Raw genomic sequence first — 23694 nt, 5'->3', positions numbered from 1 at the left:
TGGACCGAGATGCAAGCTCCTCGCGAAGATGGTGGAGATTACAATGAGACAACGGCTTCTGGGTTCAGTGTTGCATGCCGGCGCGGCTCTGGATCTCTTTGCGACGGAACAACATGAATGGGGCACGACGGAAATTGCCGAAGCCTTGGCGCTTCCCAAATCCTCCGCGCACGCGCTGTTGGCCTCTCTCACCGAGATCGGTTTGCTCGAACGGACGCCGGATCGCCGCTTCCGTCTTGGACACAAGTTGCTCGGGTTCGGCGAAACCGTGCTGGCCGGGAGCGAGGTTTTCAACGCCGTGCGCGACATGTTGAACGAGCTGATGCAGCGGCTGGGCCGGTCGGTCTATCTGGCGGTTCGCGACGGTCAGCATGTGGTCTACATCAACCGAATGCAGGGCCCGAGTTCCGTACCGGCGTCTCTTGGTAGCGCCGGGCCGACACTACCGATGCACGCGAGTGCCGCCGGGAAGATCCTGTTCGCACACGCGCCAGAGGCGCAAATGAGGCGGATTCTGGATGGCCGCAGGCTCGAACAATTGACCCGAAGAACCATTACCAACGAGAGCACTCTGGTCGCCGAACTGAAAGCGGTGCGGCGGCAGGGATACGCGTTGAGTGAGGGCGAATATGTCTCCGAGCTCTTTTGCGTTGCCGTACCAATTCATAACCGCGATAACGAGGTTGTCGCGGCAATCGGGATCGGTGCAACGGCCGCCGACTTCGAGATGAACAGGGAGAAAATGGTTCGCGAAGTTATGCGCGCCGCTCAGATCGCCTCGCGCGAGCAAGGCTGGCGGCCCAGTCGGACCGCCGAGGTTGACCGGCGGCTGGGCTAGATCGTGTTGACCGGATAATCTGGTGCACGGCCTTCCAACACCGCGCGGATCTGTTCCGCTGCCTTGCGCTGGAGTTCAACGAGCGCCTGCTCCGAGTAGAACGCCAGATGGGGCGTAACAACGAGGTTGGGCACTTCACCAATTGGGGTGGAACCCGCTACGGGTGGTTCAGTTTCGAGGACGTCAAGGCCGGCACCACCGAGAGTCCCGTCGCGGAGTGCTGTGACGACCGCCTCGTAATCGACGAGCCCGCCGCGCGACGTATTCACCAGCATAGCGCCAGGTCGCATGGTTGCCAGACGCTCAGCATTGACCATGTGCCGGGTCTTCGAGGTCAGTGGCGCATGAAGCGAGACCACGTCCGACTCTTTGAACAGAGTATCGAGGTCGACGGCGCGAGCGCCTCCAGTCCGAACCGCTTCGTCGGACAGAAACGGATCGGAGACGATAATTTCGTAGCCAAGCGCCGTTGCACGATGGGCAAGAGCCCGGGCGATGCGGCCGAACCCGACCAAGCCAAGTGTCTGACCACGCTGGCGGTGAAGCGGTCGAAGCGATTTCACGTCCCAGCCGCCGCCGCGGGTCTGATCCAGACCGCGGATGATGCCGCGCGTGAATGCCAGGATCAGCGCCAAGCCGTGATCGGCAACCTCCTCGATACAATAATCCGGGACGTTCGTGACCTGGATGCCGCGCGAGGTCGCGACTTCCAAGGGGATCGTGTCAACCCCGATGCCATAGCGCGCTATGATCCGGCAGTTCCTCATGGCCTCGACGATGTTGGCGGAGAGCGGCCGGTAGCAGTTCAGCACCGCGTCCGCGTCCCGAGCCAATTCCAACAGCTCGGCATCTTTGACTGAACCGGCTTCCCGTAGCGTACCGATGCCCTCGAGGACTGCGTTTTCGGGATCGAGATTCGGAAAAACATGGTCCGTAACGAGAACCGTCTTCATGAACGAGATTCCTCGGTGGTGAGCGTGTTGGTCAGGACGCCAAGGCCGGCAATGCCGATCGCGACTTCGTCGCCCGGCTTCAGCCAAATCGGTGTCCTGTGACCCATCAGGACGCCTTCCGGTGTGCCGGTGATGATAACATCGCCCGCCTTCAGCGTGGCGTACCGGCTGAGGAAAGCGATGATCTCGGCAACGCTGAAGATCATGTCGCTCGTCGACGAGAGCTGGCGGACCTCACCATTGACTCGGCACTGGATCCTGAGGGCCTGCGGGTCCGGGATCTCGTCGGTTGTGACGAGAATTGGGCCTAGTGGCAGAAACCCGTCGAGCATTTTGCCGATCATCCACTGGCTGGTGGCGAGTTGGGCGCTGCGAGCAGAGAGATCATTGGCGCAGCAATACCCTGCGACGGAGTCCAACGCCTGATCGACCGACACGTCACGTGCCTCGCGGCCGATTATCACCCCGAGTTCGGCTTCGTAGTCATACTTGAAGTCGACGGTGGGGAGGGCGATGCGGTCGCCGGAGGCGCTCAGGCTATTTGCGAACTTTCCGAAGATCACCGGCGTTGTGGGGATCGGCATGTTGGCCTCGACCGCATGGCGGCGATAATTGAGCCCAACGCAGATGATCTTCTCAGGCGCCACGACGACCGGGGCAAGGCGCAAGCTCTCCATCGGGACGAGCGGACTGGCTGGCGCCCCGAACTTCGCGGCAAGCGCCGAGATGTCGCTCAAGGCGACGGGTGCCGATCCCTGCCAAAGGTCCGAGGCTGCGAGATCCTCGACGCCGCCGTCATGAACGAGACCAGCTTGGATGCCTTTTGAATCATAAAAATTGACGAGTTTCATGGTTTCACCCGCCCCATCCGCGAAGGAACTCGCGCAGTTCCTGATTCACGCGTTCCGGCTGTTCTTCTTGTGGGAGATGCCCGCACTCGGGGATGGCGACGCCGCGCACGTTGCGGGCCAACCCCTTCCAGACCTCCAGTACATCAAAGGCTTTGCCGACGAGTTCGAAGTCGGAGCCCCAGATTGCCAGCACCGGACAGTCGATCAGATTGTCCTCATCCTCGGTGTCCTGCTTCAGATCGACCGGCCCTGCGCGATAGTCGTTGAATGCTCCCCGTAGGGCACCAGGCTGGGAGTAGGCGCGGACATACTCGGCGACGGCAGCCTCCTCGATCGCACCGGGGTTGTAGCACCACGTGCTGTAGAAATGACGGAGGAAGATCTCCTCCCGTCCTTGGATCAGCGCTTCGGGCAGATGCGGGACCTGTTGGAAGTAGAAGAACCAATAGAGCTTCGCGAGCTTCGCGTCCGTCGCATTGAAGACGACCCGGGTCGGGATGTTGTCCAGCACTGCGAGGCGATTGACCATGCCCCGGTGATCTTTAGCGAAGCGCGTCGCGACCCGAGCGCCACGATCGTGGCCGACGAGTGCAATACGCTCATAGCCGAGAAGAGCGGCGACCTGCCGGATGTCTTCCGCCATGGTCCGCTTATCGTAGCCGATGTCGGGCTTGTCGGTGTCGCCGTACCCGCGCAGATCGGGCATGATTACGTGGTAATCGCGGGCCAGATCGGGCCACTGCTTCCGCCACGCGTGCCAGGTCTCGGGGTAGCCGTGAAGCAGGACGACGGGTGCGCCCTCTCCGGCTTCTGCGACATGCATTCGGATCCCGTTAACGGCAATCGTGTGACGCCTTAGAGTCGGTGTCATCTCGGTACTCACCTTATGAAAGGGGTCGGAACATGGACGGAACGCCTCGCTTCGAAGAGGACTTGTTGCCACTCAAACGCAACTGCACGCTGCAAGCGCTTGACCCGCCCCAACCGGAGCCTTAGTCCCAGAACTCGCCGTTCTGCGGCAGCTTCGCGAAATCGCTGGCGTCGTGGCAGAGGAACATTGGCACGCCGCTCCGCTCTAACTGTTTCATACGCATCCGCGTCATCGACATAGCGCTCGTGCTCCAGTCCCAAGGCATAGGAACCAAGCTGTCGAACCCGCTGCGCTGGTGGCCGGTATCGGCAGCCATACAGATGCGACCTCGGTTCGGCAGGTTGACGATCAGAACCTGATGGCCGGGAGCGTGACCGGACGTCTTCAGCAGACGCAGGGTGCCGTCCTCAAACAGGTCGAAGTCACCATCGATTTCGAGAATGTTGAGCTTCCGGATATCTCGGAAGTCGTTCTGGCAATAGACCGGGCTGGTCCAGGAGTCCGGCCACATAGCGTAGCGGATCTCATCGCGTTGAACGACGTGGACGGCGTCAGGAAAATACGACATGCCGCCAGCATGATCGAGGTGCAGGTGCGAGTAGAGCACGTAGCGCACCTCCTTCGGCTTGATTCCCAATTTCTCCAATTGGGCGTCAATAGCGTGCTCACGCTTGAATGCGTGCGGACCAAAGGCGGTGGCGACGTTTGCGCCCCAATAGGCGTCTCGCCGGTCCGGATCCGCAACCACACCATTGATGCCTGTATCCCACAGCACAACGCCATAGGTCGGATGGACGATCACGGCCGCGGTCGTGGGAATTTCCAGGTGGCCTGGTGCGAATGCGACCAGGAGGTTGGCGTCCACGCTAAGCGGTCCAACGTTCATCGCGCTCATTCGAAGACTAGTCATATTCCCTCTGAACTTATCTGCGCTGGCGATGCGCGAAGCATCTGTCGGTTCGAGCTTGGGGTGCGCCGCCCGGACCTTTCACGGAGCGAGCGACATGCCTGAGGCTCGAGAGCCTTCCTACAATGCATCGACGGGGCCGGTCTCACCGACGTTCGGCATTGCCGAACATCGGCGAAATAAAATCCGCTCTTCAATTCTCAAAGTCGGTTGCGCCAGAGAATGGATGTATCGGCGATCAGCCTATCGTCGGTGCGGAACTCCGGCGCTTGATGTTGAAAGGCTGCGCCTGTCGGAAATCAAATCCGGACATACTCGTGATGCAGTCCGCCGAGGAATGGGCGACAAACAATACGCCCTGCCCTTTTTACGGTCCGCGATAGAGGCGCATCCTTGTCCAAGGCCAAGTGCGTGCGGGTCTCATATTGTAGCGAGCGCAAGATTTCAGAACCGGCGCAGATGTGCCTCGTCCAGGACAACGATGTGGTCCACACACTCACGCCGGATCGGTCCGATCAGCCGCTCGGCAAGGTCGTTCTGCCAGGGTGAGGCCCGTGCAATAGGCTTTGAATGTCCATGGCACGCGATCGGTGTGTGACCACGGCGCCGCAGATCTGATCGTGGTCTCGCTTGGAGGATTTCTGGGTCGTCGCGACGACGCGTCACCTATTCACCAATGTCCGCTTTGCGCCACAAGGGGCCATTCCTTAAAAGTGAGCCGGACGCGACAAAACACGGCATGCACTTCGATCATAAGAAGCAAATGCACTGAGGCTGAGTCACGGTGATGGTCCAGGCGACAAGGATTGATATTGATTCGGAATCCAGAATGCGCCGAAAGCGTTGCAGCGTCTGATTGCCGGCGAGGACTTCGGAAGCGGCTCGTGAAAGTTGCCGATGCAGCTGCCTAGGAGTCGACCGCGACAATGCACACTCACCAACTTCGGGCCGCACGCGCAGCTGACTAGGCGTCGCCGCGCTCATCAACTTGCTGCAGCTAGGTGTGGCCATGACCGTATGGCGGTCATGACGGCACTGGAAAGCCGCAAGTTCGCCGACGGTCCTCGCGGAACTCCGCATGATGGAAGCCGAGCGACTGGTTCAATGAGCCGCGTCGCTCAATTCTTTTGAGCGGCGCAGGCGTTCTCCATCCTGGCCGGGCGGCGCGCCAAACAGCCGCCGATACTCGCGGCTGAATTGCGAGGGGCTGTCATACCCCACGGCAAAGCCGACGGCGGCGACGTCCTGCGATGATAACAAGAGCCGGGAGCGGGCTTCCTGCAAGCGTATCTGCTTCTGAAACTGGAGGGGGCTCAACGATGTCACCCCGAGAAAATGACGGTGGAAGGATGTGAGGCTCATGCCGGCCATGTTCGCCAGATCCTCGATCCGGACGGTTTCGGCATGGTGGTCCCGAATCCACCGGATGGCCCGGCCGATCTGCGTCATGCGGCTGTCAGCAAGGCCAAGTTGGCGTACCATTGCGCCCTGCGCGCCGTTGATCAGTCGCCAGAGGATTTCGCGCTCGATGGCCGGTGCCAGGACCGCAACGTCCTCCGGCCGATCCAGCAGCCGAAGGAGCCGGACGATCGGATCGAGCAAGTCGTCCGTCAGGTCGCTCACGGCAATGCCTGGCGGCTCGGTCTTGACCTTTCGCGGCGCGCTCGTTTCCAGCAAGAGCGCGGCGATCACGTCGGGTTTCAGCTTCAGGCCGAAACCGAGAAACGGCTCTGTAGCGCTGGCCTGCACGACGGACCCGCTCAACGGCAGATCGACCGAGAAGATGAGATACTGACCGGCGGCATAATCGAAAACCTGATTGCCCAGCACAACGCGCTTCGCGCCCTGCGCCACGAGCCCGAAAGTTGGTTCAGCCAGCAAGGCCGGCTCAGCCATATACGCGAAAGGCGGCGTCGGCAGATTCGACGCCGCAACCATGATGATGGGGAGAAGCCGGTGTGCTTGCGGCGCCTCCGCATGGCGGGCGATCAACGCCCTTAATTCCTTCATGAGAGGGGCATTTGATTTCAAGTTTTCCCCGTTCGCACACAATGGGGCGGATACATGATACTGCGCATTTTGGAAGGATTATGCAAGAGGCTGGCAGCTTCAATCTACCGCCTGGGTCTCCGGAATGGTTCGATGAAAGAGAAAGCGGCGGATTACCGCCCACCATTCTTCACATCCCAGGAGATCGATATGTCGCTCAATTCCTTCATTACGCTGGGCCGTTCCGGACTGCGCGTGAGCCCACTTTGCCTTGGGAGCATGACGTTTGGCGAAGACCTGGGATGGGGCGCCAGTGTCGCGGACTCGGAAACCATGATTGCCACCTATCTGGAGCGCGGCGGCAATTTCATCGACACCGCCAACGTCTATACCAACGGCCATTCTGAGAAGATCATCGGCGACTTCTTCGCAAAGAAGGGAAACCGCGATCGCGTCGTGATCGGCACAAAATTCTGTTGCAGCCTGTTCGAGGGCGATCCGAACGGCGGCGGAGCGGGCCGAAAGGCACTGATACAACAATGCGAGGCGTCGCTACGGCGCCTCCAGACCGACTATATCGACATCTACTGGCTGCATATCTGGGATCGCACCGCACCGATCGAGGAAACCTTGCGCGGGCTCGACGACCTCGTGGCCTCGGGCAAGGTCCGCTACATCGGCTTTTCTAATCTTCCGGCCTGGAAGGTCTCCGAAGCGCAGACCATTGCGCATTTCCGGGGCTGGGCGCCGATCATTGCCATGCAGCTGGAATATTCGCTGCTGGAGCGCACTGCTGAGGGCGAGTTGTTCCCGATGGCACAGGAGTTGGGCATCGGCATCATGCCTTGGTCGCCGCTCAAGCACGGCTTCCTGTCGGGCAAGTTCCGCCGCGAGAACGCCGGTTCAGTCGATACCAAGCGGACCGCGATGGGCGTTCCAAGTGAGACGGATTATCTGGTCATTGACGCGCTCTGCGCCGTGGCCGAGGAGGTTGGCGCAACAGCCGCCGCCGTCGCGCTGGCATGGGTGTGGAGCCGCCCAGGCGTCGAATCGACGTTGATCGGCGCGCGCCGACCGGACCAGCTTCAGGCGAACCTAGCTGCACTCGACCTGATCCTGACGGATGCGCAAATGGCTCAGCTCAACGAGGTGTCGAAACCAGTGCTCAATTTCCCGGCCGACATCAACGACCATGTGGCGCCCATGTTTGGCTTCCCGGGCACCACGATCGACGGGCACACCGCGCCCGCGTCACCCATGCTGTCGGCAAGCGCAAATCGCTACTGAGCAACACGCCGATCGAATGTCATGGAACGTTCATCTGCGATGTGTCGCGAACATTGAAGCAGCGACGGCGAGTGTGTCGCTGAAGCCTATAATCCGCCCGGCGCACAACGATTACGCCGTTGACGAAAGCGCTGTGGGTAGCTCCAGCAAGCGAGAGCTTAAGCTAATCCACCTTTTGAAAGGAGACTCAAAGTCGCTTTGCGGCACTAACGTCGACGATTTGCGAACGGCCGCTTCGCGCCACAAGCGGCCGTTTCCCGATTTCAGCTTGACAGAGAGGGATCACCTAAGACCACCTCACCCCGCGATAGTGCCGCCGCCATCCACCACCACAGTCGAACCTGTCGAGAACGGGGTGGATGCCAAGTACAATACCGCGTTCGCAACATCGGAAGATTCTCCGATGCGCCGGATCGGCAATCGCTCAGATGCGCTGGCAAACATTGCCTCGCGTTCGGTTTTTGCCATGCCGGCCCACAATGGAGTCACGACCATTCCGGGCGAGACTGCGTTCACTCTGATCGGAGCGAGCTCAAGAGCCAGGCCGCGCGCCAGCGCCTCGAGTGCGGCGTTGACGGCGCCTTGCAGAACGGTATTCGCCGACGGGCGAACACTGCGGAAGCCGGAGTCCGAAAATCCTGGGCGGAGCTTCTAGGGCTAAGGCGTCCGGTTACTGCGCGGCGGCAACACGCCCTGTGTAGGTCCCAGTCAGAAGATCGACGCCCTTGTCGGCGACCGCCATGACGGTGGCGTTCGTGTTGGCGCTGATGATCCTGGGCATAATGGAGGCGTCCATGACCCGAAGGCCGTCTATCCGCCTGACCCGCAAGTCGGGCGTGACCACGGTCGCGGGGTCTTCCGCCCTGCCCATTCGGCAGGTGCCGACCGGGTGAAAGTTGCTCTGCGTCGTCGCTTTCATGTATTCCACGAGCTCAGCGTCGCCCGTTATCGCCTGGCCTGGGGACAGTTCTTCTTCCACGATGTCGACGAACGGCGCCGTTGCAACGATCGTCCGGAGATATTTCAGCGCTTTCAGTAGCCGTCGTGTGTCTTCCGGATCGCTCATCCAATTCGGATCAACCTGCGCGTCCTCCTCTGGAAGCGCCGACTTCAAGCGAACGGACCCGTAGGAAAGCGGACGAACCAGATTGGCCAGAAGCGTAACCGCGTTGCGCGGACTGGCCGTCAGTGTTGGCCACATCAAACCAATGCAATAGATTTGGATATCGGGCGGCCCGGCGGGATCGTCCAAATTGACGAACGCCATCGTCTCGGATCCCGTTGAGGCGATAGGGCCGGTGCCAAAGGCATAATACTGAATGACATTTCGGATCAGCTTTATCCCTGCGTCTTCGCCGAAATAACCAAACGGGCCTTTCGTCGACAGCGACAGAAAGACCTCGTTATGATCTTGCAGGTTCTGGCCGACGCCCGGCAGATCGGCGATGATCGGGATGCCGAATTGGGCCAGGTGATCAGCGGGGCCGATCCCTGAGAGTATCAGAAGCTTGGGCGTGGCAAACGCCCCGGCCGTCAAGACGACCTCATGCTTCGCCTTCGCCTGATGGACTTTCCCATCTTTGACGTATTCGACTCCGATAGCCCGGTGACCGTCGAACAGCAGCCGATTGGCCCTCGCCTCGGTGACCAGGGTCAAGCGCTCGTCCCCGATGACCGGTTTCAAGAACGAGTCCGCCGAGCTCCGTCGTTTCCCTTTAAAGGTCGTCGACTGTTCGTACCCCACTCCATGCAACTCACCGCCGGTGAAATCGTCGGTAAAAGGGACGTTCAATTTCTGAAGCGTCCGGACGAAGATGTTGGCGGCCTCCGAGATGTAGGCGGGATCGGACACCTTAAGAGGCCCGTCTCCGCTGTGCGCGGCGTTCTCTAGCCTGACGTTGCCCTCCTGCTTGCGGAAGTAGGGGACCAGGTCGTCCCAGCCCCAGCCCGCATCGCCGGATAACGTGTTCCAACGGTCATAGTCGTCCTTGGAGCCGCGAGCGTAGGTCATGGCGTTGACCGAGCTTCCCCCGCCAACGACGTTCCCTTGCATAATGTCGACGGCTCGCCCCTCGAGCGCGGGCTGGGGCGTCGAAGTGTAGCGCTTGATGTAGGGCGATTTGCCGAACACGATTTTGACGGCGCCAGCGGGCATGTGGATCAGCATATTGTCGTCAAGCGGCCCGGCCTCCAAAAGCAACACCATCGCCCCATGGTCTTTGACCAAGCGGCTGGCCACGACGCAGCCGGCGCTGCCTGCTCCCACTACGATGTAGTCAAAGGTATCGGACACTGAGGTCATTTGGTTTTCTCCTGGTCGATCTCCCGGCCGCTTCAATGGCTGGCGCGAGGGACGGCTGAAATAGGGGGATTTGGCGTTGGCGTGAACCGATAGGACGGTTGCAGTTCACGCCAAATCGCAGATATGGACCTCAGGTCTTGGCTGAAATCACGCGCAAGTAACAATATTCCTTCAGGCCTTCGGCGCCATACTGCACGCCAAAGCCCGAGTCCTTGTTACCGCCGAACGGCACGTTCGGATTTACGACCAAGTGCTGGTTGATCCAAACGGTCCCAGCGACCTCAGAGGACCGAAGTTTTCGAGCTTCACGTAGTCGGCGTGGGGGGACGGGTTGTCGAGGATCGTGACTGGAAAGAAGTTGCCTTTCCCTTCGATCTCATCGCCGCGGTAAAGAACGGCGACGCCATCTTTTTGAATGGCCGCCCAAGTCGCCTGCAGCCGCAGGAGTTGCGCCCGGTTTTGGATGGGCCCGATCGTGGTGGCGGGATCGAATCCATCACCCAGGACTTGCTCGGCGGCAAATTTAGAGAGCGCCGCGGCCACTTCGTCGTAGCGGCTTTCATGCACCAACAGCCGCTTGATCGTGATGCAGCCCCGACCGTTTACCAAGAACATCCCCCAGAAAATGGGAGCGATCGCCGCATCAACGTCGACGTCCGGCAGCACGATACCGGCGTCATTGCCGCCCAACTCGAGGGTCAGGTGCTTCAGCGTCTGGGAGGCGGACTCGAAAACCCGCCGGCCGGTCTGAGTGGAGCCCGTGAACGAGATCTTGTCGGCTTCAGGGTGGGACGTCATCCAGGGGCCGACATTGTCGCCTCCAGTCACCACGTTCAGGATGCCTACGGGGAGAATGTCCCGCACCAGTTCCGCGACGCGCAACACGGTCAGCGGTGTGTAGAAAGACGGCTTCAGGACGACTGTGTTGCCCGCGATCAGGGCGGGAACGACCTTGTCGTACGACAGAAGTAACGGGAGATTCCAGGGACTGATGGCCGCGACGACGCCGAGGGGCGCATAGTGCCGGGTGACCCGGCCAACGCCCGATTGGGTGGTTTCCACGTCGGGAAGGCTTTGCGCGAGAACGCCCGGCGCGAAGTCATCCAAAACAGCCGCGACTTCCCACAAGGCCAGGCTTCTCGGGCGCCCCCCCTCGGCCATGAGGAGGGTGACGAGCTCTTCACGATGCGCTTTGACATTCTCGAACGCCTTCTCGAGGATCGATCGTCGCGCCTCCCAGGTCAGTTTGCTCCACGAGGAAAAGGCTCGGCGGGCGGCCGCGAACGCTGCATCCATTCCGTCGCGCTCAATGTCGGGCACTTCGGCGAGCAGCTCGCCAGTGGCGGGATCAAGAACATCCAGGGTGTTGCGAGCACCGACACTCTTTCCGTCGATCAGGTTTGTAAAAATGCCGCGGACGCCGGCGGCGGCGAGAGCGTTCTCGCGAAGCGCAGACACGGAGTCAGCCGGAACGGATTGCTCGACCATGAGCGTGTTTCCTTCAAATAAAAGCCAGGACTCCGCAAACTCTAGGCAATAGACCTAGAAGTCGCGATCGAGGTCGGGGAAGAACTCGGTAAGCAAATTGCCGATGTACTGCGTGAGATTCGGGAGGCTTCGGGCGTAGTCGGTCAGCCTGGGATGCATCTCGCGGAGCTGATAGACCAGGATGGTCATTCCGAAGACGACCGCGTCAAAAGACGTCGGCCGGTCGGTCCCGAGAAGATACCGATTTTCGCCCAGAATTTCGGCGACGGCCGCGAGGTCCTTGGACGCCTTGTCCACGATTTCGTCGGGCGTATAACGCGCGATGCCCTGCTTGTAGGTGCGGTCTTCCATGTCGTCCCGCAGCCCCTGAAGGCCGGGGCCCATTCCGCCGAAGGCATGCTCGAAGAACCAGTCCGAACCTTCTTGATCATAGAACTCGTAGATCAGCGCGATCCAATAGAGGTGGTCCTCCAGCGTACGCTGGACGAGGTGGCCGACAGCGCGCTGATGGTCGCTCAAACCGGCGTCGGGATCTGGAAAGGCGGTCTTCAGGAAGCCGACGACCAGATCGGAATCGGCGACTTTCACGCCATCGACCGTGATGAAAGGCACCTTTCCACGCGGCGCATTGCCAACGCCCTGCTCGGCGACGGGTTCGAAGGGGATTCCTTGGAAACGAAGATGAGCTGTCAGCTTCCCAGAAAAAGGCGACAGCGTCGGGACCCTGCGCGCGACGTCGGGATCGAAAATGCCGAAGCGGTGCAGAGTCATGACAGTCGACGGTCCAAAATGGACCTTATCGTACGGATTCACATGGACGGGGATCTTCTTCATCACGGGCGTCCTTCATCTCGATTCACGCTCACAGCCGTGAGCAGACCAGACCGAAGGCAGCGGCTCCGCCCGTCGTTTCTGGTGCACGTGGATATCGCGCATTGTCGAGACGATGATAATCGGATGAATGTCGACAGGACTTTTCGGGATTTGCGAGCAATGTCGTTAAAGCGGCACCGGAAAGGTCAGTCCGCGACCAGATTCTTCGCCAGGAAATCGATGAACGTTCGCACACGCAGACTGGAGAGGCTGCCTGCGGTGACAGCGTACAGATTGGCGTCGGAAGTCACGAACCTGTCGAGAGCGGTGACAAGTGCGCCAGAGGCAAGCTCCTTGCGGATATCCAAATCGTTTCGCATGACGACGCCGTGGCCGTCGAGCGCCCATTGGCGAAGAACGCCGCCATCGTTGGCAACGCGATTGCCCGCAACGCGAACCGTGACCGGTCGTCCCTCAATGGTGAAAGACCACGAAGAAAAGGTCGATCCAGGGCGCGGGTGGACGAGGCAATTGTGCGCGGCCAGGTCATCCGGGTGATTGGGTGCAGCATGGTTTGCCCAATAGGATGGCGCGGCGCACACCACGCGGCGCCCCCGAAGCATCAGTCGAGCCTTGAGAGCCGAATCCGCCAAGGGGCCATTGCGGAGTGCCAAGTCAATGTCCTGCTCCACGAGATCGACGACACCATCGGACAAGTGCAGCGCAATTTGTACGGCGGGGTGTAAGTCGAGGAAGTGATCGATCAGGGGCGCTACTTCGGTCCGGCCAAAATCTTGCGTGGCCGTCATCCGGATTGGGCCGCGCAAGGGCCCATCCTGAACCCCGGCGATGGATGCGTCCCAGTCTGCCAAGAGCTTTCTGGCGTCGGCGAGAAAACGTCGCCCCTCGAACGTGAAGCTCAATCTGCGGGTCGATCGCGTGATCAGACTAACACGCGCCTGCTCTTCCAACTGCTGAAGCGCGACCGTCACCGTTGAGGTCGAAACAGACGCTTGGCGGGCGGCGGCTGAAAAGCTGCCGGTCTCAGCTATGGTTACGTACAGGCGGAGGGCTTCCAGGGTGTCCATTTCTCGCAAATCCCGAAAGGTCCAATCGAGAATAGCCTAATTATCAACGAGACAAAAGCAATCGATATTGGCTTCAACAAGCAGGAGAAGCCCATGTCCACCTCATCAATGATAGCCGACAGTCGTGCCCCCTCTGCCGACCACACGAACATCCGTGTTGGCCTGATCGGCATCGGAAACTGGGCTTTGAACGGCCCCGTTCGCGTGCTCAGCCTTATGCCGCAATATGAAATGGCGGCTGTCTACAGCCAGCGTCGCGACGCCGCGCAATCGGCTGCGGACACCTTCGGTATCAGGCATGTCGTCGGATCGATCGATGAATTGGTTCGCCATCCAGACATCGACATCGTCCTCGTGCTCACGACAGGTCCGCAGCACGAGGAAGCGGTACGCGCAGCGATCGCTGCGGGGAAGACCGTGTACTGCGAGTGGCCCTTGACGCCGGACTCGAAGACCTCGGCTGAACTGGTCGACCTTGCGGCAAAAGCTGGTGTGCAAACCATTCTCGGCACCCAACGCCGGTTCGCCCCAGGGCTACGCTATCTGAAGGATCTTCTCGGCGGTGGCTACGTCGGTCGTGTGCGCTCGGTCAGGATGCATGTGACGGTGAGCAGTTTCGGCAAAAATCGCAGCAAGGCGATTCGTTGGAGCGCCTTCCCCGAAAATTTCATGGGCGTTACCTCAATTTTCGGCGCGCACTTGATGGACCCGCTCTTCTCGATCGTAGGCCGTCCGACTGAAATCTCGGCCGTTTCTGTCAACCAGTGGCCGGAAATCACAATCGTCGAAACGGGCGAGGAGATCAGCACGAAGGTTCCGGATCAATTGCTGCTGCAAGGCATCCTCGCAAGCGGAGCCGTGTTCGCCGTCCATATCGAGGGCGGGAAGCATCATGGCACCGGCGTTCAGATCGATATCACGGGCGATGATGGTGACCTGCGGATCACCAACACCTCGGCGTTCGGGGACGTGGGCGAAGAATATAATCTATTCGGTGCCCGCGTAGCGGACACCAAGATGGCGCCACTCGCAATGCCAGCATCGTACAACTGGTTGCCGCCCTCTGATCTTCCTAGCGGCGTGCTGGAGCTCGCCGATCTCTTCGAGGTTCATGCCCGCGATCTCGCAAGCGGCTCGCGAACCGTGCCCAGCTTCGAGGACGCCCTCTTCATGCAGCGGCTGCTTGAACAGGCAGCGGTCTCGTCAGCCAACGGACATCGCATCAAGCTTTAGACGCTGCCGCGGCCGGTCCTCCGCCTTGGGGCAAATCACACCGGCCGCGACCATCCTCCACCAACTGCCGGGTAACATTCGCGCCGCTCTGCGAGCAGGCGAACGATGATCGCTGGCGCTTTGAAAGGCGAAATGTCATGCCAACCACCGCGCGAGTCGCCCGTATTCACGAATATGGTCCTCCCGAAGTCCTGAGGTTCGAGGACATCGTCGTGGGTGAACCGGGCGACGATGAAGCATTGATCCGCAACACCGTCATAGGTCTCAACTTCGTCGACGTTTATTATCGTAGAGGTACTCTTCCGGTCCCTGCCTTTCCAGCGATCATCGGCGACGAGGCCGCCGGAGTAGTCGAAGCCGTTGGCAAAAACGTCAAGAACGTCAGCGTGGGTGACCGCGTCGTCTATGGCGATATCGCATTTGGCGCCTACGCTACGGCCCGCTTGCATCCCGCAGACCGGCTTGTCCGCATTCCGGCAGGTGTTTCAGACGACCAGGCAGCTAGTGCCTTTCTAAAGGGGCTCACCGCTCGCTATCTGCTCAAAGAGGTGCTCGAGCTCCGACCCGGTGACACCGTTCTGTATCATGCAGCAGCGGGCGGTGTAGGCCAGATTTTCGTTCAATGGGCGAAAGCACTTGGCCTGAAGGTGATCGGCACAGTGTCCAGCGACGCTAAGGCGAAGCTTGCACGTCATGCCGGCTGCGACCACGTCATCAATTATTCCTCCAAAGACTTCGTCGCTGAAGCGCTCGCGTTCACCGCAGGCAATGGCGTGGCAGCTGTTTTCGACTCCGTCGGGGCGGACACGTTCCGTGGGTCGCTGGCAGTTCTCAGGCCGCGCGGAATGCTTGTGCAATTCGGGAAGGCGTCTGGGTTCCCGGCCCCGGTGGACCCATTCGAGTTGGCACCACGCGCGCTTTATCTGACGTGGCCCATTCTCCCTCACTATACGTCCACTGCAGAAGATCTGGCGATCGCCGCAGCCGACCTATTCGACGCAATCGCGACGGGAATTCTCAAGGTCGATCCGAGCAATCTTTATCCGTTCAGCCAGCTAATCGAAGCTCACCATGATCTCGAAGAGCGCCGAACCACCGGCGCGGCAGTGCTGCGTGTGACGGCCGCCGATCTCCCTTGATCAAATCTCATGCGCTGCAACGTCCGAAGACGCCCGCGGCCCCGATCCACGAAACAATGCTCAACTAAAGGAAAGGAATATTGCGATGAATACCTCTGTGATTGAAGCGATCGAGCGCCAGAAAACCACCAACCTTTACGATGCGTCGAAAAGCATTCCCGACGATGAAATTCGTGAGCTGGTGCGCCTGGCGACATTCTCGCCGACCGCGTTCCACCTGCAGAATTGGCGCTTTATAGCGGTGCGGTCGCCGGAAGCCAAAGCAAGGCTGCGGGCGGTTGCGGCTGATCAGCCCAAGGTTACCGAAGCTGCCGTCACTTTCATCATGGTCGGTGAACTGGCCGTGGCTGACGTGATGGCTGATCGACTGGCGGGCTCGGTTGCGGCAGGTTTCATGCCTGTCGAGATGGTGCCGGGCTGGGAAGCCGCAGCAAAATCGCTTTACTTCGAGAAGCCTCAGACCCAGCGCGATGAGGCAATTCGATCGGCGACCTTTGGCGCAAGCGGACTGATTCACGCCGCGCAGGCGATGGGTCTGGGCACTACGCCGATGATCGGGTTTGATCCGGTCGGCGTGTCACGTGAGTTTAGTCTCAGCGATAATGAGGTCCCGGCACTCCTCGTTGCCGTCGGCTATCCGACGGAGGCGAATTGGCCGCAGAAGCCGCGTCGGCCGATTTCGGACGTGCTCGCGTTCGCGTAACTCTTCTAACCAGCGCCGGTCGCGTTTCACACCCGCCTCGTCGAACTCTCGGGAGATCGGTTGTGTGGTGAATCCACCCCTTTCATCCGCCGCCAGAACCGGTTGGTCCGCCCTAAACGCTGGCGTTATCTAACTCGACCTTGAGGAATATCCCATGACCCAACGTTTGAACTACACCACCATTGCGCCGGTCGGCGTAAAGGCCCTTGGCGGGGTTTACGCCTATATCGCGCAATCGAATTTGCCCGCTCAGCTCGTCAATCAGGTCTATCTGCGCGTCTCGCAGATCAACGGCTGTGCCTATTGCATCGACATGCATTCTCGCGACCTGCTTAAGGGCGGCTTGGCCGTCGAAAAGCTGGTGCTCGTCCCAGCCTGGCGCGAGGCAGGCTCTCTGTTCGACTCACGCGAACGTGCGGCTCTGGCTTGGGCTGAAACAGTCACGCGCGTCGCCGACACCGCTATACCGGATGGTGAATTCGAGTCTGCGTCGGCGGCGTTCTCTGAAAAGGAACTGGCCGACCTGACGATCGCGATCGGGCTGATGAATGCCTATAACCGGCTGGCAATCGGATTCCGCAACCCACCCAAGGCAGCTACTTAAATGTGAACGAAGCACGCCGACGGGCCGCCCATCCGGCGACCGAGGCTGGTTTCGCACGGAGCTTCAGCTCAGGCCACAAGACGGGAAGCCTCGATATGCTGTCCGGTCACCCACCAGCAGCGTACTCCGGCCTTATCTCGACCCCTCTCTGAAGGAAGCGACAAAATGACCACGATTTCTACGAAAAGCGACGTAATGACCCTGATCAACATGTTCACGGTTGAACCGGCAAATCAGCGACGGCTCGTTGAACTTCTAACCGGAGCCACGGAGGTTTCAGTGCGTCGGGCGCCGGGCTTTGTTTCTGCCAGCCTCCATCGCAGCACTGACGGGACGAAGGTCACGATGTATGCACAATGGCGGAGCATCGAAGATTATCAGGCGATGCGTCAGGATCCTGCCCCGCTTCCGTTTCTTCAGGAAGCGCTCACGATCGCCAAGTTTGAACCCGGCGTCTACGAAGTCGTGCGAACCTTCACTCCCGCCGGCGAGCCGAATTGAAGCGACTACGGTTTTGTCCGCTTTGCGCCAAGACCGGTCCTCCTTGCGAAGTCGCGTTTTTCACCCAACGAGGAGGTCAAGCAATAAGGGAAAGCTCTTCTTCGGCAGGCCGGCAAACTGCGAGACCTCATCGGCACACCAGTTCGGACGAACCCATCGTGGCAATTGAGCAATCTCCGCGAGAAATGGACGATGAATTCGTTGGCCACTCTCGTCGCTCCTATCCTACTTGGCAAGCTGGGCGAGGCGCTGTGTTGCCGCGGTTCGTCAATGTTATTGACGGTAATTCCCCGGAATTGCCGTTGCTCCAAACGCGGTCTGGGATGCGGCATTCAACGCATCCACTTCGACGTCAAGATCAGGATGGGAGATAATCATGCGCAGCGCAGCACTGGTGATTGCATTCGTGATCACGTTGACCGCACCGGCTTCGGCTCAGAAGGCCGAGATTGAAGCGATTAACACGAAATGGATTGAATTGTTCAACAAGGGCGACTTCTCCGGGATTGCGTCACTCTACAGCACTGATGCGACCGCTTTCCCACCCGGTTCTGCGATGGTACACGGCCAAGCGGCCATCGAGACAATGTGGAAAGGCATGGCGGAACAAGTTAGCGATCCGAAGCTCACAACCATTGACGTTAAGCCGCTTGGCCCCTCCGCGGCACGCGAGATCGGGACCTTCGTCCTGAAGACTAAGGGAGCGACACCGCAGGAAGTGACTGGAAAGTATGTCGTGGTTTGGGAAAAGGTCGGAAATGACTGGAAGCTCACCACCGACATATGGAACGAGGGCAAATAGGCATCTCTCGTTTTTAGGTCCGCTTTGCTCCAGAAGGGGCCATTCCATAACCGCTCATTCCGCGAATTGAACAAGGCCTGCGGACTGCAGCGAGTCGGCGCGTAGGCCATGAACGGATCGTACGATGCGCTCGCTTGTCCGCTCCGCTTCTTTCCGGAAGTGGCTCAACTTCAACACCGTATCTTCTGGCAATGGAGAAAGCGCCCGTCTCTGGTCTTGCCGCAGTAAGGCTCATCACCATCAACAGACAATGAGCACCGATCGCATTCATCGTCCCCCTAGCACGTCGATGCCAGATGGATGTTAGTTCAGAGTGACCTTCGGAAGCACCATCACGATTCCGATTTGACGCGCAATAAAGGACACGAAGATCGCTACTTTGCTGCAATCAGCGTTGCCCGTTTTAGGTACAAAAATCGGTACATACATAACAGAAGTAAAATTGCCCCGCCTCGTCCCAAATCGGCGTAGAGGTAAGCCGGATTTTTGGTCATGTTGAACGCTATTACTCCGGTGAAAAGCATATTGACAGAAATCCACAGAACGAAAACGACCGCGACGGACAACTCTTTATGTATCAAGTAGGCGACAAGACCAGACATCAGACCCAATGTGATGAATAGTTTGCCGTACAATTGGGTGACCGAAAGCAGCGCAACGTTCGAGCTCACATCACCTAGCTGTAGTGCATTCCCGATAAATGACGGATTAGCAAAGAGAATACACCCGTACACGATCTGAAACGCGGCACTCAAAAGTACTGCAAGCATCAACAAATATTTGAAAATCCGCACGTCTCGTCTCCGCAACACACTGATCGATAAGTACGGGCGTATCTGCCGACAGCTGACCATCAGTCATTGGGCTCCGTCAGATCGCCGGCGATAAGGCATATTTTATTGACTGAAGTTATTGGGAACGGACCCAAGTTTGGGTTCTGCAAAAGACCCCCATCACGCATCCAGTTACTGACAGTGAGTTTTTTCCTGTGACTACAAGCCGTCCGGAATAGCTCTTTCCGTCTCTCGGGTTGTAAAGCTGGCCTTCAAAACCGTCTGCCGTCGGAGTTGGCGCCTGAAGGATCATCAAGCCTTCCAGCGGTCGTGTTCTTAATCTCAGATCCGGGTTGTTTGCATCGACGGCACCTTTTGTGGCGTTGACGATAGATCCACAGTACCCGCGGCTACAGCGACTGATACGAACGGTCGAGCCCTGATCCTGCGTCAGCCAGATACCAGACAGATCACCGTCTGTTTGAGCGTTCGCGTTGCCAGATGTCGCAATTCCGATAACCAGCGCCAAACAAGCTGCCGTCATGCTTGAGACAAGTCCCATGGGGTCTACTCCTTCCTCTTCACGAGTTCGCGTGCGGGCGGGCCGGGCGTCGACGTTGTAGGCGCGCTGACGGGCGTTGATCATCCCCGCGTTCATTCTAAATGGACGCTTACGGTCGAGAGGACGAAATTCGTTGGATGACGACGACCTTCCCTTTAGCGCGACCGGTCTCAACGTAAGCGAGGGCCTCGGCGATTTTGGCGAAGGGATAGGTTTTGTCGATGATGACCCGAAGGTGACCTTGTTCGATCGGGTCCGCGAGCAGAGCCAGATCGCTCCCGCTCGGATGCATGAATAGGAATCTGTAGCCGACGCCCGCGCGCCGCGCCCGCTGCCTGACGCCGTAGCTCATGGCCCAGAAGGCTCCGGCCAGAATTCTGCGACCGCCGAGATCCTGCCGCGCGGTCTGCGGCTCCGGAACGGCGGCGACCGAGACGATCCTGGTCCCGGGCTTCATGATCTTGAACATCCGGTCCAAGGTCTCGCCCCCGATCAGATCAAAGCCCGCGTCGAAGTCCTTTCCGAACCTTGAGAGATCGTCGCTCGCATAGTCGATCACCTCATCAGCCCCGAGCGAGCGCACCAAGGCCTCTCCCCGCTTCGAAGCGGTCGTCGTCACATACGCGCCCAGCCATTTGGCGATCTGGATCGCGAACGTGCCGACGCCGCCGGCACCGCCCGAAATGAAGACCTTCTGCCCCGGCTTCACGCCGAGTTCGTCCCTCAAGGCCTGGAGCGCGGTCAGCGCCGCAAGGGGCACGCCCGCCGCTTCCTCGAAATCCATATTGGAGGGTATATGGGCGGCGCTGTCTTCACCGACAGCTGCCTGTTCTGCGAAGGCGCCCAGCCGATCCTTCTCGACCCGGGCGAACACCCGATCGCCGGCGGAGAACCGTGTGACCTGATCGCCGACAGCGACCACCTCGCCTGCGAACTCATTGCCGAGCACCTGGGGAAGCTTCAGCCGATAAACGGGCCGCAGCTTTCCTTGCCGAAATCCGATGTCCACCGGATTCAGACCCGCCGCGCGCACGTTGACGAGGATGTCACGCGGCCGAAGCTTTGGTTCTGGGAACTCCATCAACGCACCGGGCCGCCGTATCGCGTGAGGACGTATGCAAGCATTCGTTTTTCGCTCCTGGACTGCCTCGTCCGTAACATTTAAGTTAGGTTGAGGGTCAAGCGGCATTAGAGAAATCATGCAAATCGGAGTACTGGCCAAACGCACCGGGCTCACCGCGTCCCGGATTCGCTTCTACGAAGCCCAAGGCCTGATCAGCGTCGACCGGCGGGCCAACGGCTATCGGATCTATTCGCCCGCTGCGCTCGTGGCGCTGAACATCATCACCAGCGCCCAAGACGCCGGCTTCACCCTCGAAGAAATTCGCCGCCTCATGCCCGGTGACCTGTCCGGCGGCTACGATGGAGCTTTGCTCGACGCCCTGCGGAAAAAGGTCGACGACATCAGCGCGATGGAAAAGCGCCTGGCGCGGACGCGATTGCAGATCGAGGCCTTGATCGCTGATGTTGAGAACAGGCCTGAGGGGTTGACCTGTGAAGCGAACATCGACCGCGTTCTGAAGCAGTTCAAGGACCCGCAGCGGACGCAGGCCTTGGACAGGTGACGGATTGCGTTAGACCGGCATGGTCGGCGCCGCGAATGTCGATCGCACGTTCTCCGATTTGGCCGATTTCGCCATTACCGCTTGACCCTCAACCACACTTAAAGGTTAGGGCTGTGGCGATCAGTGTTCACACCGCAGGCTGCGCGGCGGGACGAACAAGCCAGGGACGAACATGTCTAAGACAGTTGTGGTGACCGGTGCGTCGACCGGTATCGGCTTTGCGACCAGCGTGGCCCTAGCCAAAGCGGGCTACGACGTCTTCGCTGGGGTGCGCTCAGAGGCCGCGAGCGAGCTGCTGCGCAAGGCCTCGGCCTCGACGCGGGGCAAGATCACTCCCATCACCCTGGAGGTCACCGATGCGGCCTCCGTCGCCGCCGCGGCCGCGCAGGTGAAGGCGGCGCTCGGCGGCGAATCGCTGTTCGGCCTGGTCAACAACGCCGGCATCGGCCTGGGCGGACCCTTGCTCTATCAGCCGATCAACGAAATCCAACAGGTGTTTGATGTCAACGTCATCGGTCTGCTGCGCGTGACCCAGGCCTTCGCCCCGCTGCTGGCGGCGACGCCGGCCAGCCAGACGCGGCCCGGCCGGGTGATCAACATGAGCTCGATGGCCGGCAAGCTCGGCGCGCCTTTCGTCGGCGCCTACGTCGGTTCCAAACACGCGGTGGAAGGGCTGTCGGAATCGCTGCGGCGCGAGCTGATGGTGTTCGGGATCGACGTGATCATCATCGGCCCGGGGGCGGTGGTCACCGCCATCTGGGACAAGGTCGAGGCCACCGATATCGGCTATCTCGCGGGCACCGCCTACGAGGGGCCGGCGAAACGGGTCAACGATTATTTCATCAAGACCGGCCGCCAAGGACTGAAGCCCGAACGGCTGGGCGCTGTGGTGCTCATGGCGCTGACCGTCGACAAGCCGAAGACCCGCTACGCCGTAGTCAGGAACGCCCTGTTCAACTGGACCGTGCCGCGGCTGCTGCCCAAGCGGGCGGTGGACCGCATCTTCGCCAAGAAGCTGGGTCTGACGCCTCGATAACCCTAGCGCGGTTCGTCAACGCGTCGACGACGATCAATAGCACCACCCTACTCCGAGGTCACCGCCCTCCGCGGAGTGTGATCACGTCCACTCCAAATCCAAAGCTGCGAACTTCGCAGCAATTCGGTGCGCCAACGCGAGTAGCTGACGGTCAGTACCGGGAGGTGTGATCAACGAAAGTCCATGTGGTGCATGGGACCTGCGCAAGAACGGAAGCGTCACCTGAGGACATCCACCAAGTCCTGCCATACAAAGAAGGCGCATGGCATGCCGCCGATAGGCCTCAAGCGTCTCCATGGAAGCGGACCGCAGCGGGGCTGCACCGGGAACGGTGGGAATCACAATCACTTGTGTCCGCCGCCAGGTTCGCTCCAGTTGGCGGCGAATATCGTCGCGCAGAGCCGCTGCGGCCGAGACCTGCTCGGCGGTCACGCTTCGAGCGGCTTTCATCCTCTCCGCGATGCCGGGCCCGAGCGCGGGTGTTGCGATCTCCAGCCAGTCCTTCAGCTGCGCCCAGACCTCCGCCAGCTGCAATGTCCGGAACGTCTCGAACCAGATGTCGAGCCCCCGTTCGCTCACTTCTCCGTCCTCAAGCCGGATGTTTGGGGACACGAGACCGGAAATCTGAACGCGGTGCGATGGGTCACACGCTTCCGGGATACTCCACGCCTCGAGATCCCAGTGGATTACCGATGATTCAAGACCGAGTTGGTCAGGCGGCAACAACACGTCTCCCACCCGTTCCAGTATTCCAGGCTCGCGCGCGCACCATCCGACGACGTCGAAGGAGGGCGCAAGTGCGCATACCCCAGTGGTCGACACTACGCCATGGGTGGGGCGAAAGCCGAACAGACCGCAGAAGCTCGCGGGAGCACGGATGGAGCCGGCCGTATCCGTTCCGAGCGCGAAGTCGCAGAGCCCTGCGGCGACAGCCGCTGCCGACCCGCAGGATGAACCTCCCGTCAGGCGATCGGGCGCAGCGCTGTTGAGCGGAGCGCCATAGTGGTGATTTACGCCGCTGAGACTGAAGGCCAGTTCGTCGGAGATGGTCTTGCCCACCACGCGCGCACCGCGAGAGAGCACACGCTCGACGGCCCAGGCATGCGCTGTTGCCGGCGGATGGGTTTGCGCCCAGACAGGATTGCCGAAGCCCGCTGTTGCTCCCGCAATATCGAAGACATCTTTGACGCCACAGGTTAGGCCATCCAACGGTCCCGAGCCTGTGGGATCGATATGAAGACGCGTTCCCGGCATGAAAGCGCCGACGGGATCATCCCTACGAGGAAGGGGTGGCGTGATGGGAGACATCATCAATCCTGCAGGAGGCCA

General features: G+C 60.0%; 22 protein-coding genes and 2 pseudogenes. 10 read left to right on the top strand and 14 right to left on the bottom strand.

Annotated features, from left to right (window positions below):
• Positions 1-43: 43 nt before the first annotated feature.
• Positions 44-838, top strand: coding sequence for an IclR family transcriptional regulator (locus tag V1280_RS36505; protein WP_334535472.1), 795 nt, complete (start codon positions 44-46; stop codon positions 836-838).
• Here the strand turns inward: V1280_RS36505 and V1280_RS36500 are convergent.
• The 5 genes from V1280_RS36500 to V1280_RS36480 form a co-directional block, all read right to left on the bottom strand.
• A complete protein-coding gene (locus tag V1280_RS36500) occupies positions 835-1791 on the bottom strand; it encodes a C-terminal binding protein (RefSeq protein ID WP_334535471.1) in 957 nt (318 codons plus the stop codon). The genes V1280_RS36505 and V1280_RS36500 overlap by 4 nt on opposite strands.
• Entirely contained in the window at positions 1788-2528 is a 741-nt protein-coding gene (locus V1280_RS36495) for a fumarylacetoacetate hydrolase family protein (RefSeq protein WP_334535470.1), read from the bottom strand. The genes V1280_RS36500 and V1280_RS36495 overlap by 4 nt, the downstream gene beginning before the upstream one ends.
• Before the next feature lie 118 nt (positions 2529-2646).
• Positions 2647-3465 carry an alpha/beta fold hydrolase gene (locus tag V1280_RS36490; protein ID WP_334535469.1) on the bottom strand — a complete coding sequence of 273 codons (819 nt, stop codon included), beginning with the start codon at positions 3463-3465 and terminating at the stop codon, positions 2647-2649.
• A gap of 169 nt (positions 3466-3634) precedes the next feature.
• The gene (locus V1280_RS36485; RefSeq protein ID WP_334535468.1) at positions 3635-4378 is read right to left on the bottom strand and encodes an N-acyl homoserine lactonase family protein; all 744 of its coding nucleotides are present in this window, start codon (positions 4376-4378) and stop codon (positions 3635-3637) included.
• Between the two features lie 1143 nt (positions 4379-5521).
• The gene (locus tag V1280_RS36480) at positions 5522-6412 is read right to left on the bottom strand and encodes an AraC family transcriptional regulator (protein ID WP_334535467.1); all 891 of its coding nucleotides are present in this window, start codon (positions 6410-6412) and stop codon (positions 5522-5524) included.
• A gap of 72 nt (positions 6413-6484) precedes the next feature.
• Between V1280_RS36480 and V1280_RS36475 the strand changes: the two genes are divergently transcribed.
• Positions 6485-7696: an aldo/keto reductase gene (locus tag V1280_RS36475; protein ID WP_334535466.1), complete on the top strand. Its 1212-nt coding sequence runs from the start codon at positions 6485-6487 to the stop codon at positions 7694-7696.
• 297 nt (positions 7697-7993) lie between these two features.
• Here the strand turns inward: V1280_RS36475 and V1280_RS36470 are convergent.
• From V1280_RS36470 to V1280_RS36450, 5 genes and pseudogenes are all read right to left on the bottom strand, one after another.
• Positions 7994-8323, bottom strand: a pseudogene (locus V1280_RS36470) (SDR family oxidoreductase); the annotation flags it as partial.
• Between the two features lie 43 nt (positions 8324-8366).
• The gene (locus V1280_RS36465; protein ID WP_334535465.1) at positions 8367-9998 is read right to left on the bottom strand and encodes a GMC family oxidoreductase; all 1632 of its coding nucleotides are present in this window, start codon (positions 9996-9998) and stop codon (positions 8367-8369) included.
• A gap of 130 nt (positions 9999-10128) precedes the next feature.
• Positions 10129-11486, bottom strand: a pseudogene (locus V1280_RS36460) (aldehyde dehydrogenase family protein).
• Between the two features lie 54 nt (positions 11487-11540).
• Positions 11541-12320 carry a glutathione S-transferase family protein gene (locus tag V1280_RS36455; protein ID WP_334535464.1) on the bottom strand — a complete coding sequence of 260 codons (780 nt, stop codon included), beginning with the start codon at positions 12318-12320 and terminating at the stop codon, positions 11541-11543.
• Between the two features lie 185 nt (positions 12321-12505).
• Positions 12506-13387, bottom strand: a complete 882-nt coding sequence (locus V1280_RS36450) for a LysR family transcriptional regulator (RefSeq protein ID WP_334535463.1) — start codon at positions 13385-13387, stop codon at positions 12506-12508.
• Positions 13388-13480: 93 nt separating this feature from the next.
• Here V1280_RS36450 and V1280_RS36445 point away from each other — a divergent pair, with 93 nt between their 5' ends.
• The 6 genes from V1280_RS36445 to V1280_RS36420 all read left to right on the top strand — a co-directional run bounded on the left by V1280_RS36445 (position 13481) and on the right by V1280_RS36420 (position 18369).
• Positions 13481-14620 (top strand): Gfo/Idh/MocA family protein, encoded by a 1140-nt coding sequence (locus V1280_RS36445; protein ID WP_334535462.1) that lies wholly within the window; start codon positions 13481-13483, stop codon positions 14618-14620.
• A 137-nt stretch (positions 14621-14757) separates the two neighbouring features.
• Positions 14758-15759, top strand: coding sequence for a quinone oxidoreductase family protein (locus tag V1280_RS36440; RefSeq protein WP_334535461.1), 1002 nt, complete (start codon positions 14758-14760; stop codon positions 15757-15759).
• Between the two features lie 85 nt (positions 15760-15844).
• Complete coding sequence (locus tag V1280_RS36435) at positions 15845-16462, top strand: nitroreductase family protein (RefSeq protein WP_334535460.1); 618 nt, start codon at positions 15845-15847, stop codon at positions 16460-16462.
• 154 nt (positions 16463-16616) lie between these two features.
• Positions 16617-17066 carry a carboxymuconolactone decarboxylase family protein gene (locus V1280_RS36430; protein ID WP_074824414.1) on the top strand — a complete coding sequence of 150 codons (450 nt, stop codon included), beginning with the start codon at positions 16617-16619 and terminating at the stop codon, positions 17064-17066.
• A gap of 165 nt (positions 17067-17231) precedes the next feature.
• Positions 17232-17567, top strand: a complete 336-nt coding sequence (locus V1280_RS36425) for an antibiotic biosynthesis monooxygenase family protein (protein WP_334535459.1) — start codon at positions 17232-17234, stop codon at positions 17565-17567.
• 376 nt (positions 17568-17943) lie between these two features.
• Positions 17944-18369: a YybH family protein gene (locus V1280_RS36420; RefSeq protein ID WP_334535458.1), complete on the top strand. Its 426-nt coding sequence runs from the start codon at positions 17944-17946 to the stop codon at positions 18367-18369.
• Between the two features lie 374 nt (positions 18370-18743).
• On the opposite strand, the gene V1280_RS36415 is transcribed toward V1280_RS36420, so the two are convergent.
• The 3 genes from V1280_RS36415 to V1280_RS36405 all read right to left on the bottom strand — a co-directional run bounded on the left by V1280_RS36415 (position 18744) and on the right by V1280_RS36405 (position 20926).
• Positions 18744-19163, bottom strand: coding sequence for a hypothetical protein (locus V1280_RS36415; RefSeq protein WP_334535457.1), 420 nt, complete (start codon positions 19161-19163; stop codon positions 18744-18746).
• Positions 19164-19278: 115 nt separating this feature from the next.
• Positions 19279-19788 (bottom strand): DUF2147 domain-containing protein, encoded by a 510-nt coding sequence (locus V1280_RS36410; protein WP_334535456.1) that lies wholly within the window; start codon positions 19786-19788, stop codon positions 19279-19281.
• 25 nt (positions 19789-19813) lie between these two features.
• Positions 19814-20926, bottom strand: a complete 1113-nt coding sequence (locus V1280_RS36405; RefSeq protein WP_334535455.1) for an NADP-dependent oxidoreductase — start codon at positions 20924-20926, stop codon at positions 19814-19816.
• Between V1280_RS36405 and V1280_RS36400 the strand changes: the two genes are divergently transcribed.
• Positions 20904-21329, top strand: coding sequence for a MerR family transcriptional regulator (locus V1280_RS36400; protein ID WP_334535454.1), 426 nt, complete (start codon positions 20904-20906; stop codon positions 21327-21329). The two genes, V1280_RS36405 and V1280_RS36400, sit on opposite strands and share 23 nt — an antisense overlap.
• A 190-nt stretch (positions 21330-21519) precedes the next feature.
• On the top strand, positions 21520-22365 hold the full coding sequence (locus tag V1280_RS36395; protein ID WP_334535453.1) for an SDR family NAD(P)-dependent oxidoreductase: 846 nt from the start codon (positions 21520-21522) through the stop codon (positions 22363-22365).
• An 81-nt stretch (positions 22366-22446) separates the two neighbouring features.
• On the opposite strand, the gene V1280_RS36390 is transcribed toward V1280_RS36395, so the two are convergent.
• The gene (locus tag V1280_RS36390) at positions 22447-23673 is read right to left on the bottom strand and encodes an amidase (RefSeq protein ID WP_334538497.1); all 1227 of its coding nucleotides are present in this window, start codon (positions 23671-23673) and stop codon (positions 22447-22449) included.
• Positions 23674-23694: the final 21 nt, after the last annotated feature.

The sequence above is a fragment of the Bradyrhizobium sp. AZCC 2230 genome (assembly GCF_036924495.1).
Classification (GTDB): domain Bacteria; phylum Pseudomonadota; class Alphaproteobacteria; order Rhizobiales; family Xanthobacteraceae; genus Bradyrhizobium; species Bradyrhizobium rifense.
This window is presented reverse-complemented; position numbering and strand designations above follow the sequence as displayed.